At 55.4% G+C, this 13,298-nt stretch carries 9 protein-coding genes; 7 read left to right on the top strand and 2 right to left on the bottom strand.

All coding sequences use genetic code 11. From position 1 onward, the window contains the following. Positions 1-4 precede the first annotated feature (4 nt). Positions 5-1,144 carry a glycerate kinase gene (locus H7K52_RS12185; protein WP_110411048.1) on the top strand — a complete coding sequence of 380 codons (1,140 nt, stop codon included), beginning with the start codon at positions 5-7 and terminating at the stop codon, positions 1,142-1,144. A gap of 186 nt (positions 1,145-1,330) precedes the next feature. Here H7K52_RS12185 and barA read toward each other — a convergent pair whose 3' ends face one another. Then, the gene (barA, locus tag H7K52_RS12180) at positions 1,331-4,060 is read right to left on the bottom strand and encodes a two-component sensor histidine kinase BarA (protein WP_110411049.1); all 2,730 of its coding nucleotides are present in this window, start codon (positions 4,058-4,060) and stop codon (positions 1,331-1,333) included. 94 nt (positions 4,061-4,154) lie between these two features. Here barA and rlmD point away from each other — a divergent pair, with 94 nt between their 5' ends. The 6 genes from rlmD (at position 4,155) to queE (ending at position 12,740) form a co-directional block, all read left to right on the top strand. Beyond that, entirely contained in the window at positions 4,155-5,471 is a 1,317-nt protein-coding gene (gene rlmD, locus H7K52_RS12175) for a 23S rRNA (uracil(1939)-C(5))-methyltransferase RlmD (protein WP_003854615.1), read from the top strand. Positions 5,472-5,500: 29 nt separating this feature from the next. Beyond that, positions 5,501-7,732, top strand: coding sequence for a GTP diphosphokinase (gene relA, locus H7K52_RS12170; protein WP_003854613.1), 2,232 nt, complete (start codon positions 5,501-5,503; stop codon positions 7,730-7,732). A 158-nt stretch (positions 7,733-7,890) separates the two neighbouring features. Then, complete coding sequence (gene mazG / locus H7K52_RS12165; RefSeq protein ID WP_039660769.1) at positions 7,891-8,679, top strand: nucleoside triphosphate pyrophosphohydrolase; 789 nt, start codon at positions 7,891-7,893, stop codon at positions 8,677-8,679. A gap of 230 nt (positions 8,680-8,909) precedes the next feature. Continuing rightward, entirely contained in the window at positions 8,910-10,547 is a 1,638-nt protein-coding gene (gene pyrG / locus H7K52_RS12160) for a glutamine hydrolyzing CTP synthase (protein ID WP_003854607.1), read from the top strand. Positions 10,548-10,623: 76 nt separating this feature from the next. Continuing rightward, entirely contained in the window at positions 10,624-11,919 is a 1,296-nt protein-coding gene (gene eno / locus H7K52_RS12155) for a phosphopyruvate hydratase (protein WP_008927112.1), read from the top strand. A 149-nt stretch (positions 11,920-12,068) separates the two neighbouring features. Next, a complete protein-coding gene (gene queE, locus H7K52_RS12150; RefSeq protein ID WP_008927111.1) occupies positions 12,069-12,740 on the top strand; it encodes a 7-carboxy-7-deazaguanine synthase QueE in 672 nt (223 codons plus the stop codon). Between the two features lie 94 nt (positions 12,741-12,834). Here queE and queD read toward each other — a convergent pair whose 3' ends face one another. Beyond that, positions 12,835-13,194 carry a 6-carboxytetrahydropterin synthase QueD gene (gene queD / locus H7K52_RS12145; RefSeq protein WP_004571212.1) on the bottom strand — a complete coding sequence of 120 codons (360 nt, stop codon included), beginning with the start codon at positions 13,192-13,194 and terminating at the stop codon, positions 12,835-12,837. Between the last annotated feature and the right edge of the window lie 104 nt (positions 13,195-13,298).

Raw genomic sequence — 13,298 nt, 5'->3', positions numbered from 1 at the left:
GCCTATGAAAATCGTAATCGCACCGGATTCATATAAAGAGAGTTTATCCGCCCTGGATGTGGCATCGGCGATTGAAGCGGGTTTCCGTGACATCTTCCCCGATGCACATTACGTGAAAATACCGGTCGCCGACGGTGGCGAAGGCACGGTAGAAGCGATGGTGGCGGCGACGAAGGGAAAAATCGTCAGGCTGAAGGTGACCGGACCGTTGGGCACGCAGGTTGATGCCTTTTATGGCCTGTCCGGCGATGAGTCCACGGCCTATATCGAAATGGCCGCGGCCAGCGGACTGGAACAGGTTCCGGCAGCACAGCGTGACCCGCTGATAACGACCTCATTCGGCACCGGCGAGTTGATCAGGCATGCGCTGGATAAGGGCGTCGGCCATATCATCATTGGTATCGGCGGCAGCGCCACCAATGATGGCGGTGCCGGGATGATGCAGGCGCTCGGCGCCCGACTGCTGGACGCCCAGGGCGGCGAGATTGGTCACGGAGGCGGCGCACTCTCTGCGCTTGCCAGCATTGATATTGATGCACTGGATGCCCGCATTCATCAGTGCCGCATCGAAGTGGCGTGTGATGTTTCTAATCCGCTCACCGGAAAAGAAGGCGCATCGGCCATCTTCGGTCCGCAGAAAGGCGCGACACCGGCGCTGGTGCAGCAGCTCGATCAGGCATTGGTGCATTACGCCGCCATTATTCATCGCGATCTGGATATTGATGTCCTGCACATTCCTGGCGGTGGTGCAGCGGGCGGGATGGGGGCGGCACTGCACGCCTTTTGTCGGGCGGAACTGCGACGCGGCATTGAAATTGTCACAGAGGCGCTGGGGCTGGCTGACCAGGTGAAAGATGCTGATCTGGTGATTACCGGTGAAGGGCGTATCGACAGCCAGAGTATTAATGGCAAGGTGCCAATTGGTGTCGCCAGCGTGGCAAAACGTTTTAACAAGCCAGTGATTGGTATTGCCGGCAGCCTGACGGCGGATGTTGGCGTGGTGCATCAGCATGGAATCGATGCGGTATTCAGCGTGCTCTACACCATCTGTTCGCTGGAAGAGGCACTGGCCAGTGCCGGAAAAAATGTTGAGATGACGGCACGTAACGTGGCTGCCACGCTGAAACTGGCCGGATTCAGGTAACCGGCAGGCGCACCTGATTATTAAGCCCAGCCGGATTGAGCGGACATTGAGCAGACTGAAAAGGGCGTTGATATTCAGAATGTCTGTTTAAGCACCACGCTCTTTTTGGCCAGCCCGCGGTCAGTTAGCCCTGCAAGCCGGTCAGCGTTTGCGACAGTGGCAGGTTGGCGGCAACTGCCGCCAGCCTTACTCTATCCCTAACAGCTGACGGGCTTCTCTGGCGACGTTTTCCATCTCATCCTGCAACTCCAGCAGCTCCGGTTCCAGTGCCGCGATGTCGCTGGCCTCCAGCAGTCCTCGCTCCAGCTGATGGCAGAGTTGTTTCATGCGCGGTACGCCGCTGTAGCTGGCGCTGCCGTGCAGCTTGTGAATAATCTCACGCAGGGCGTTGACCTCATTGGTCGCCATAAACTGCGCCATCTTCGCATGCACTTCCGGTAAAAATTCCAGCAGCATCCGCAGCAGATCACGTGCCAGATCGGGTTTATTCGCCGCCTGTCGCAGCGCCAGTTGCCAGTCGAGCGTGGGTAATATTGGCAGCAGTTCAGGCACAGGGACCACCGGCGGCGGCGTATAGCGCGCCAGCAGCTGTCTTAACTTGCTCTCATCAATTGGCTTCGCAAGGTAGTCATTCATGCCTGCCTTGATCAACTGCTCGCGCTCGCCATCAATGGCATGGGCGGTCACTGCTACAATCGGCGTACTGGCGTGTTGAGGCAGGCTACGGATAATTTCGCTGGCGCGAATGCCATCAATCTCAGGCATCTGAATATCCATCAGAATCACATCCAGCGGCTGCTGACGAGCCTCGCGAATAGCGTGTTCAGCGCTGCTGCACAGCAGGATATTCTGCACCTGCTCCTCGAGCAGCGCGCCAATCAGTTTAAGATTGGCAGGATTATCATCCACCGCCATCACCGTCAGCGGCAGGCGGGGAGATGGCGGCAGTTCACTCATCTGACGGGTATGGAGATCCAGTAACATCGGCAGGAGTCGCGTCAGAGAGATTGGTTTCGCAATGCAGCCGTCAATGCCCCGCGCCTTCAGCTCATCAGCCAGCAACATCATCGGGCTGGGAAGCGCCATCAGCACATTGTCAGCCCGATCCAGCAGCCCATTAATCCTGCGCTCGTTGAGCAGTTCGGGCTGGCTGATATCGACGGGCATCGCCATCAGCAGCAGCGGATAGTGAGGTGCTTTTAATCCCTCCAGCGTTTCGCTGTAGTCAATCTGCAACGGTGTCGCGCTCAGCATCTCCAGCGCTGCGCTGGCAACATAAGCATCCGGTTCCACGTAGGCAATGCGCGCATGTGACAGCGCATCCAGCACGCGCGGCATGCCGGGTGCATTAGGATTAAGATCCAGCTGTACGCGAATGACAAACACAGAGCCTTGATCCGGCTGGCTGCTAAAGGTTATTTCGCCGCCCATCTCCCGTACCAGTTTCTGGGTGATGACCAGCCCCAGCCCGGTACCGCCATGACGGCGCGAAATACTGGCGTCAGCCTGACGAAACGCCTGAAACATCTGGGTCTGTTGCTGCTCAGAGATGCCGATGCCGCTGTCCTCAACCTGAATCTCCAGCTCGACGCGCGACTGCGTAATCACCCGCTGTCCGACGCGCAGGCCGATGTATCCCTTCTCGGTAAACTTGATGGCGTTTCCGATCAGGTTGATCAGGATCTGTTGCAGGCGCAGCGCATCGCCAATCACGTTGTCCGGCACGCTGCTGTCACACACCACCGTCAGCTCCAGCCCTTTGTCATGTGCTGACGGCGCCAGCAGCACCAGGGTTTCATCCAGCGTGGCGCGTAGCGGGAAGGGGATGGCCTCCAGCATCAGCTTGCCCGCTTCCAGCTTCGAGAAATCGAGCACGTCATTGATGATGCTGAGCAGGTTATTAGCCGAACGTTCAATGGTCTGCATATAGTCACGCTGCGTCGTGCGCAGCTGGGTTTTCAGCATCTGGCGGGTAAAGCCCAGCACGCCATTCAGCGGCGTTCGCAGCTCATGGGACATATTGGCCAGAAACTCAGATTTGATGCGCGCCGCTTCCTGGGCGCGTTTCTTCGCCAGATCCAGCTCAACGTTCTGAATCTCCAGCTGTTCCAGTGTTTCCCGCAGATCGTAGGTCGCCTGATCGATATTGTGCTGCATCTCTTCGTGATAGGCGGTCAGCGACATGGCCATCGCGTTAATCCCGTTTTTCAGAATGCTGAGTTCACCCAGCATGTAACCCTCAACGCGGCTATCAAGCTGGCCGCGACGGATGCGGTCAACGGTGGTGACCATATTGCGGATCGGGCCGGTGACATCGCGCATCAGACGGTAAGCAAACAGCATGGCGAGGCAGAGGCAGAAGAGCAGCATCAGCGTGGCGACAAACACCTCTTTATACTGCTGTAAACGCACCGACTGCAGATCCAGCTCTATTGCCACATAGCCCAGCGGATTGCCCGATGGCTTGGCATCTTCATCCGGTAATTCATCCACATCGTAACGTTCGGTGGTAATCGGCGTGCGCAGAATCAGTATGCTGCCGTGACGTTCCATAGAAACATCGTCGGGCAGACCGCGGATGTCATCCTGTTGCAACAGGCTGAGGTTTTGCTTGTGATTGGAGGTGACATAGAGCTGATTGTGGTTATCAAACACCGAGATCGCCCGAACAATGGCGGAGTGGCGACGATGCAGCAGGCTGACCAGTTCACGCATGGCATCACGATTGTGCCAGGTCATGCTGTATTCGCTGGAAATCGCCAGGGGTTCGATGATGTTGGCCCCGGCATCGATTACCTGTCGCTGTAGCTCATTGTAGCGGTGCACCACAAAAAATGAGCTGAGCAGCAGGCCAACCATCAGCGTGGGTGCCAGAATTAAAATCATCATTCGCGCCCGAAGGCTGTATTTGGTCATAATAGTCGCCTGGCTACTCCGGCATTAACGTCCCTGTGCATGCTGTCGATAAAGCTATGCAGGTCGTTTTTCGATAAAGAGAATGAATAACACTATGGCGCAATTCTACGTTGCAAAACAGCGCGTGACGACGCAACAACGCCTCACCGTCACCATTGAGGAGCTTGACCCGTTTGGACAAGGTGTGGCACGCCACAAGGGCAAAACCCTGTTTGTCGCGGGTGCCCTGCCGGGTGAACAGGCTGAGATTGTGCTGACAGAGGATAAACGTCAATTTGCCCGGGCGAAAGTGACTCGGCTGATTAGCCGCAGTCCGGCTCGGGTGACACCGCGCTGCCCGCACTATGATCGCTGCGGCGGTTGCCAGCAGCAGCATGCCGATGTGGCACTGCAACAGCAGAGCAAAGCGCAGGCACTGAGCCGGATGCTGAGCCAGGCCGCCTCACAGAGTGTCGCGGTGGATGAGGTGATCGCCGGTCAGCCCTGGGGTTACCGCCGTCGTGCGCGTCTGGGTCTGCAATGGCAAAATAAAGCGCAGCGATTGCAGATGGGATTCCGGCAGGAAGCCAGCAACGATCTGGTCGATATACAGCACTGCCCCGTTTTAGTGCCCGAACTTGAGGCATTGCTGGTTCCGCTGCACCAGTGTCTCAGCGACCTGCGAGCTGTCAGGCGTCTCGGGCATGTGGAACTGGTGCTGGCGGACAATGGCCCGCTGATGATTCTGCGCCATCTTGATGCGCTGCATACAGATGACCGTGAAAAACTGGAACAGTTTTCGCATAAACATCAGCTGATGCTGTTCCTGGATGCGGGCGATGAAAATCTGACGGCGTTAAGTGAATCGATGCCCTTTTATCACTCTCATCAACTTAAGCTAACCTTCAATCCACAGGATTTTATCCAGGTTAATGATGGGGTGAATCAGCAGATGGTCGCGAAGGCGATCGCCTGGCTGGATTTGCAGCCGGAAGACCGCGTGCTGGATCTGTTTTGTGGCATGGGAAACTTCACACTTCCTGTAGGAATCTTCGTACAAAATGTGGTTGGTGTGGAGGGGATTGCAGCATTAGTGCGGCAGGCAGCGTATAATGCTGATTTGAATAATCTTAAAAATGTAAGTTTCTTTCAGCATAATCTGGAAGAAGAGGTGTCGCGCCAGCCGTGGGCGACACAGGGGTTTAACAAGGTATTACTCGATCCGGCACGCGCCGGGGCTGCGGGCGTAATGGCGCATGTGGTTAAACTTGCACCAGAACGTGTGGTCTATGTTTCGTGTAATCCCACAACACTCGCCCGCGACAGCCAGATATTGCTGTCAGCAGGCTACCAATTGGAAAGGGTCGCGATGCTGGATATGTTTCCTCATACCCGTCATCTCGAATCCATGGTGCTGTTCAGAAAAACATAAGCGATGAATGTCGTTGTGCAGGAGAGGTTATGGTTGCGGTCAGAAGTGCGCATTTAAATACCGAGGGAGATTTCGCCCTCGACCAGTGGATCGCCAGTCTCGGTATTGCCAACCCGCAATCATGTCAACGCGTTGCCGAGACCTGGCGCTACTGCGAAGCGCAGACGCAGGGCCATCCCGATCAGTCGCTGCTTCTGTGGCGCGGTATCGAGATGGTGGAAATCCTCTCAATGCTCAGCATGGATATTGAAAGCCTGTGTGCAGCGCTGATTTTCCCGCTGGCTAACGATGAAGTGGTCAGTGAAGAAGAGCTGGAAACCGCCGTCGGTAAAGGCATTGTCTCGCTGGTGCACGGCGTGCGTGACATGGACGCCATTCGCCAGCTGAAAGCGATTCACAACGACTCCATGGCCTCTGAACAGGTGGATAATGTCCGCCGCATGCTGCTGGCAATGGTGGAAGATTTCCGCTGCGTAGTGCTGAAGCTGGCCGAACGCATCATGAACCTGCGCGAAATGAAAGATGCGCCGGAAGATGAGCGGGTGCTGGCGGCCAAAGAGAGCACCAACATCTATGCACCTCTGGCCAACCGTCTGGGCATCGGTCAGCTCAAATGGGAGCTGGAAGATTATTGCTTCCGCTATCTCCATCCCGACGAATACAAGCGCATTGCCAAACTACTGCATGAGCGGCGAATTGATCGTGAGCAGTACATCGACAATTTTGTCAGCAACCTGCGCAAAGAGATGGCGAAAGAGGGCGTGCGCGCCGAAGTTTATGGTCGTCCGAAACATATCTACAGCATCTGGCGCAAGATGCAGAAAAAGTCGCTGGCCTTTGATGAGCTGTTTGATGTGCGTGCGGTGCGTATCGTCGCCGACCGCCTGCAGGATTGCTACGGCGCACTGGGTACGGTACATACGCTTTATCGCCATCTGCCCAGCGAGTTCGATGACTACGTGGCCAACCCCAAGCCCAACGGCTACCAGTCGATTCATACCGTCGTGCTTGGGCCGCAGGGCAAAACGGTGGAGATCCAGATCCGTACCCGACAGATGCACGAAGATGCCGAACTGGGCGTTGCGGCACACTGGAAGTACAAAGAGGGCCCCACCTCCAGCAGCGCGCGTGGCGCAGCGGGTCACGAAGAGCGCATTGCCTGGCTGCGTAAGCTGATCAGCTGGCAGGAAGAGATGGCTGACTCTGGCGAGTTGCTGGAAGAAGTCCGTAGCCAGGTGTTTGATGACCGGGTCTACGTCTTTACGCCAAAAGGCGACGTCGTGGATCTGCCCGCAGGTTCGACACCGCTCGACTTCGCCTACCACATTCACAGTGACATCGGTCACCGCTGCATCGGCGCAAAAATTGGTGGCCGCATCGTGCCGTTCACCTACCAGCTGCAGATGGGCGACCAGGTTGAAGTGATTACCCAGAAACAGCCGAACCCGAGCCGTGACTGGCTCAACCCGAACCTGGGCTACATTACCACCAGCCGTGGACGCTCGAAGATCCACAACTGGTTCCGCAAGCAGGATCGCGACAAGAACATTATCGCCGGACGACAGATTCTGGATAACGAACTGAATCAGCTCGATATCAGCCTGCGCGAAGCGGAAAAACTGCTGCTGCCGCGCTATAACGTGACCTCGCTTGAAGAGTTGCTGGCGGCGATTGGCGGCGGCGATATTCGTCTGAATCAGATGGTTAACTTCCTGCAGGCGAAGCTGAACAAGCCGAGTGCTGAAGAGGAAGATCGCGAAGCGCTGCGCCAGCTGACTCAGAAAGCCTACTCTCAGCCTGCGCGCAAAGAGAGTGGTCGCGTGGTCGTGGAGGGCGTAGGCAATCTGATGCACCACATCGCCCGCTGCTGCCAGCCGATTCCGGGGGATGACATTGTCGGCTTCATCACCCAGGGGCGCGGCATCTCGATTCACCGCGCGGACTGTGACCAGCTGGCTGAACTCACGTCGCACGCGCCGGAACGTATCGTCGATGCGGTATGGGGCGAAAGCTACTCCAGCGGTTACTCGCTGGTGGTGCGTGTCACCGCCAACGATCGCAGCGGCTTACTGCGCGACATCACCACCATTCTCGCCAACGAGAAAGTGAATGTACTGGGCGTCTCAAGCCGCAGCGACACCAAAAAGCAGCTGGCGACTATCGATATGGATATTGAGATCTACAACCACCAGGTTCTGGGACGTGTCCTGGCGCGACTGAACCAGGTCTCTGATATCATTGACGCCCGCCGCCTGCACTGATATTCAGTCAGGCTCTGAAGCAACCGGCAACAGGAGGTTGCGCGGGCGTTTTCTGCACCCTGAAACCCGGCCGGATGCTGTTCACCACATCCGGCCGGGTTGCACGCCTTGCTTCTCTGATCGTTGCCCATCACCTGACTCATCAAGGAACCGCCTGAATGAACGCTATTGAGCGCCTGCTTGGCATAATGAAAACGCTGCGCGATCCACAGCATGGTTGCCCATGGGATCGTGAACAGACCTTTGCCACTATTGCGCCCTATACCCTGGAAGAGACTTACGAAGTGCTGGACGCTATTCAGCGCGAAGATTTTGACGACCTGCGCGGCGAGCTGGGCGATCTGCTGTTTCAGGTAGTGTTCTATGCGCAGATGGCCAGCGAACAGGAACGCTTCAATTTCGAGGATATTTGTCACGCGATTAGCGACAAGCTGGAGCGACGTCATCCGCATATTTTTGGCGATGCCACAGCAGAAACCAGCAGCGACGTGCTGAAAAACTGGGAAGCAATTAAAACTGCCGAGCGTGCGGACAAAGCCCAGCATTCCGCGCTGGATGATATCCCCAAAGCGCTGCCCGCATTGATGCGCGCCCACAAGATTCAGAAGCGCTGTCACAACGTCGGCTTCGACTGGACCACGCTGGGACCGGTGGTGGCAAAAGTGCACGAAGAGATTGATGAAGTGATGCACGAGGCGCAGCAGAGCGTGGTGGATGGCGAGAAGCTGGAAGAGGAGATTGGCGACCTGCTGTTTGCCACGGTTAATCTCTCGCGTCATCTTGGCAGCAAAGCGGAAACCGCACTGCAAAAGGCGAATGACAAGTTTGAGCGCCGGTTCCGTGAAGTGGAAGCGATTATCAATGCACAAGGTCTCAGCATGCCGGGCGCCACACTGGAGCAAATGGAGGCCGCCTGGCAGCAGGTGAAACAGGGCGAGAAGCGCTGATTATTCCACCGCTGTGCATAAAGTCACCGTTTACGCTTACTCGATTCAGCGCGGCGGCAACTTTGTGACGCACATCAACATTTCATCGGCAGCTATCCGCTATGTTAAGACGCAGCAATGCGTTGGAGGATGGCTGTGATTCATCAATTGTGGCTGATAGCGGTTTCCAGTATACTGTTTTCCCGTCCTGGTTATTCCACCGTCTTTAAACCTAAACTCTCAGGTTCAGCATGACAACGAATTATATTTTTGTGACCGGCGGGGTCGTTTCCTCTCTGGGTAAAGGCATTGCCGCAGCCTCCCTCGCAGCCATTCTCGAAGCGCGTGGTCTGAACGTGACCATCATGAAGCTGGACCCGTATATCAACGTGGATCCAGGCACCATGAGCCCGACACAGCATGGTGAAGTTTTCGTCACTGATGACGGCGCTGAAACCGATCTGGATTTGGGTCACTACGAGCGCTTCATCCGCACTAAAATGTCGCGTCGTAACAACTTCACAACTGGCCGTATCTACTCAGAAGTCCTGCGCAAAGAGCGCCGTGGCGACTATCTGGGCGCAACTATTCAGGTTATCCCGCACATCACCAACGCCATCAAAGAACGCATCATTGAAGGCGGTGAAGGTCATGATGTGGTGCTGGTTGAAATCGGCGGCACGGTAGGAGATATCGAATCACTGCCGTTCCTGGAAGCGATTCGCCAGATGGCCGTGGATGTGGGCCGCGAACACACGATGTATATGCACCTGACGCTGGTGCCTTATATGGCGGCGGCGGGTGAAGTGAAAACGAAACCGACTCAGCACTCTGTAAAAGAGCTGCTGTCGATTGGTATCCAGCCAGATGTGCTGATTTGCCGTTCTGACCGTGCCGTACCGGCCAATGAACGTGCCAAAATCGCCCTGTTCTGTAACGTCCCTGAAAAAGCGGTTATTTCGCTGAAAGACGTTGATTCCATCTACAAGATTCCTGGCATGCTGAAGTCGCAGGGCCTGGATGACTATATCTGTAAGCGCTTCAACCTGAATGCACCGGAAGCTAACCTGGCTGAGTGGGAGCAGGTGATTTACGAAGAAGCCAATCCGGGTGGTGAAGTCACCATCGGTATGGTGGGCAAGTATGTTGAGCTGCCGGATGCCTACAAGTCAGTCATCGAAGCGCTGAAACATGGCGGCCTGAAAAATCGCGTCACTGTGAACATCAAACTGATCGATTCGCAGGATGTTGAGTCACGTGGTGTCGAATTACTGAAAGATTTGGATGCGATTCTGATTCCAGGTGGCTTCGGTTACCGTGGCGTGGAAGGCAAGCTGATGACCGCGCAATACGCACGTGAAAACAACGTGCCTTACCTCGGCATCTGCCTGGGTATGCAGGTCGCGCTGATGGAGTTTGCCCGCAATGTCGCTGGCATGCCTGGCGCCAACTCCACTGAATTTGTGCCAGACTGTAAATATCCGGTGGTGGCATTAATCACCGAATGGCGTGACGAAGATGGCAACGTCGAAGTCCGCAGCGAGCAGAGCGATCTGGGCGGCACTATGCGTCTGGGCAGCCAGCAGTGTCAGTTAACGCCGGGCAGTCAGGTTCGCCAGCTCTACGGCTCTGACACCATCGTTGAGCGCCATCGCCACCGCTATGAAGTGAACAATATGCTGTTAAAGCAGATTGAAGCAGCCGGTCTGCGCGTAGCAGGTCGCTCGGGTGATGATCAACTGGTTGAGATTATCGAACTCCCGAACCATCCGTGGTTTGTGGCTTGCCAGTTCCACCCTGAGTTTACCTCGACCCCACGCGACGGCCATCCGTTGTTTGCCGGCTTTGTTAAAGCCGCGCATGAGCATCAGAAGCGTTTAGCGAAGTAAGTTTCACAGGCAGCGCGCGAACTTTTCGCGCGTTGCCTGTCTTAGGATTGACTAACTTGTACTGAGGAAAATCGTAATGTCCAAAATCGTAAAAGTCATCGGTCGCGAAATTATCGACTCACGTGGTAACCCGACTGTTGAAGCTGAAGTGCATCTGGAAGGCGGTTTCGTTGGCCTGGCCGCTGCGCCATCAGGTGCCTCTACCGGTTCACGCGAAGCGCTGGAACTGCGTGACGGTGACAAATCACGTTTCCTGGGCAAAGGCGTAACCAAAGCCGTTGCTGCAGTAAACGGTCCGATTGCTGAAGCGGTAAAAGGCAAAGACGCGAAAGATCAGGCGAACATCGATAAGATCATGATCGACCTGGACGGTACTGAGAACAAATCTAACTTCGGTGCTAACGCCATTCTGGCCGTTTCACTGGCAGCGGCTAAAGCTGCTGCAGCCTCTAAAGGTCAGCCGCTGTATGAGCACATCGCTGAACTGAACGGCACCCCAGGCAAATACTCTATGCCACTGCCAATGATGAACATCATCAACGGCGGCGAGCATGCCGACAACAACGTCGACATCCAGGAGTTCATGATTCAGCCGGTTGGTGCAGCAAACCTGAAAGAAGCCATCCGTATGGGTTCTGAAGTTTTCCACAACCTGGCAAAAGTGCTGAAAAGCAAAGGCATGAGCACTGCAGTGGGTGACGAAGGTGGCTACGCGCCTAACCTGGGTTCTAACGCTGAAGCCCTGGCTGTTATCGCTGAAGCGGTAAAAGCAGCAGGCTACGAGCTAGGTAAAGACATCACCCTGGCAATGGACTGTGCAGCATCTGAGTTCTACAAAGATGGCAAATACGTTCTGGCCGGTGAAGGCGGTAAAGCGTTTACCTCTGAAGAGTTCACCCACTTCCTGGAAGATCTGACTAAACAGTATCCGATCGTTTCTATCGAAGATGGCCTGGACGAATCTGACTGGGACGGCTTCGCTTACCAGACTAAAGTGCTGGGCGACAAAATCCAGCTGGTGGGCGATGATCTGTTCGTCACCAACACCAAAATCCTGAAAGAAGGTATCGATAAAGGTATCGCTAACTCCATTCTGATCAAATTCAACCAGATCGGTTCTCTGACCGAAACCCTGGCTGCGATCAAAATGGCGAAAGACGCGGGCTACACTGCCGTGATCTCTCACCGTTCAGGCGAAACCGAAGATGCCACCATCGCTGACCTGGCGGTAGGTACTGCAGCGGGCCAGATCAAAACCGGTTCAATGAGCCGTTCTGACCGTGTTGCTAAGTACAACCAGCTGATCCGTATCGAAGAAGCGCTGGGTTCTAAAGCGCCATTCAACGGTCTGAAAGAAGTTAAAGGTCAGTAATGACCCTGTGCTGATGTCGCGTTAAGCGGCATCGCATATTCTGAAAGCCCCGCCTTGTGCGGGGCTTTTGCTTTTTCGTGTCGCGCAGCTGTTGTTGTGCGGCACACGCTGGCATAATCAGCGCCCCGATTTCTCCAGGCGAGTAAAAAATGTTCTACCCGATTAACGAAATGTTCCAGACACTGCAGGGCGAAGGTTATTACACCGGCGTGCCTGCCATTTTCATTCGCTTACAGGGATGCCCGGTGGGCTGTAGCTGGTGCGATACCAAACACACCTGGGAAAAGCGGACAGATCGGGAAACGTCGCTGGGCGATATTTTGATCAAGACAGTGGAAAGCGATGCGTGGGGTGATGCCGACGCGGCGACCCTGGTGAATGCCATTGCACAGCAGGGCTGGACGGCCCGGCACGTGGTGATTACCGGCGGCGAACCGGCGATTTACGATCTGCGTCCGTTAACGACTGCGCTGGAACAGCACGGTTTCCAGTGCCAGATTGAGACCAGCGGAACGCACGAGATTCACTGTTCCGAACAGACCTGGGTGACCGTCTCCCCGAAAGTCAACATGCGCGGCGGTTATGATGTGCTGCCTCAGGCGCTGAGCCGGGCCGATGAAATCAAGCATCCGGTGGCGCGCGAGCGTGATGTGGACGCGCTGGATCTGCTGCTGGCAGGAATAGACGACACTAAAGCCCGGATCATCGCGTTACAGCCGATCAGCCGCAAAGATGATGCCACCCGACTCTGCATCGAGACCTGCATTGCACGTAACTGGCGTCTGTCGATGCAAACCCATAAGTACCTGAATATTGCCTGATTAAGCGTATTGCGTGGTTAATCGCGGGGAAACGAGCGTGAAGGGCGGGACAGAGAGGAAATAGCGTCGGATCGAAGGGTTCGATCCGACAGGCTTAGCCGCGGTAAACGCAGCCTGCAGTGCAGGTTTCTTTGATCATCACCGCGCTTAACAGCGGCAGTTCTGGCTTCATCTGATCCCAGATCCATTTTGCCAGCACTTCGCTGGTGGGATTTTCCAGGCCAGGAATATCATTCAGATAGTAGTGATCCAGCCGATTATAGAGGGGCTTAAACGCCGCCTTCAGTTCAGCAAAATCCATAACCCAGCCGGTATGCGCATCCACTTCGCCGGTAATCTCCAGACGAACCAGGAACGAATGACCGTGCAGACGGCCACATTTGTGTCCGGCCGGCACATTCGGTAGATGGTGCGCGGCTTCGAACTGGAACTCTTTAAACAAGGTGGTAGACATAGTGGTTCTCAGACATTAAAAAACCGCTGAATTCTACCTGATTACCGCTTTTTTCGCACCCGCACCGCACAAACCGATACGTTTCCCGCGGCGTTAATTCCCGG

Origin of the sequence: Pantoea hericii (genome assembly GCF_014155795.1) — a bacterium.
GTDB lineage: Bacteria > Pseudomonadota > Gammaproteobacteria > Enterobacterales > Enterobacteriaceae > Pantoea > Pantoea eucalypti.
Note: the sequence above shows the minus strand (reverse complement) of the source record. Positions and strands in the feature narration are given on the sequence as shown.

Excerpts from the sequence above, each read along its gene's own strand:
- H7K52_RS12185 (WP_110411048.1), top strand. The coding sequence starts at position 5 with ATGAAAATCGTAATCGCACCGGATTCATATAAAGAGAGTTTATCCGCC.
- barA (WP_110411049.1), bottom strand. The coding sequence starts at position 4,060 with ATGACCAAATACAGCCTTCGGGCGCGAATGATGATTTTAATTCTGGCA.
- rlmD (WP_003854615.1), top strand. The coding sequence starts at position 4,155 with ATGGCGCAATTCTACGTTGCAAAACAGCGCGTGACGACGCAACAACGC.
- relA (WP_003854613.1), top strand. The coding sequence starts at position 5,501 with ATGGTTGCGGTCAGAAGTGCGCATTTAAATACCGAGGGAGATTTCGCC.
- mazG (WP_039660769.1), top strand. The coding sequence starts at position 7,891 with ATGAACGCTATTGAGCGCCTGCTTGGCATAATGAAAACGCTGCGCGAT.
- pyrG (WP_003854607.1), top strand. The coding sequence starts at position 8,910 with ATGACAACGAATTATATTTTTGTGACCGGCGGGGTCGTTTCCTCTCTG.
- eno (WP_008927112.1), top strand. The coding sequence starts at position 10,624 with ATGTCCAAAATCGTAAAAGTCATCGGTCGCGAAATTATCGACTCACGT.
- queE (WP_008927111.1), top strand. The coding sequence starts at position 12,069 with ATGTTCTACCCGATTAACGAAATGTTCCAGACACTGCAGGGCGAAGGT.
- queD (WP_004571212.1), bottom strand. The coding sequence starts at position 13,194 with ATGTCTACCACCTTGTTTAAAGAGTTCCAGTTCGAAGCCGCGCACCAT.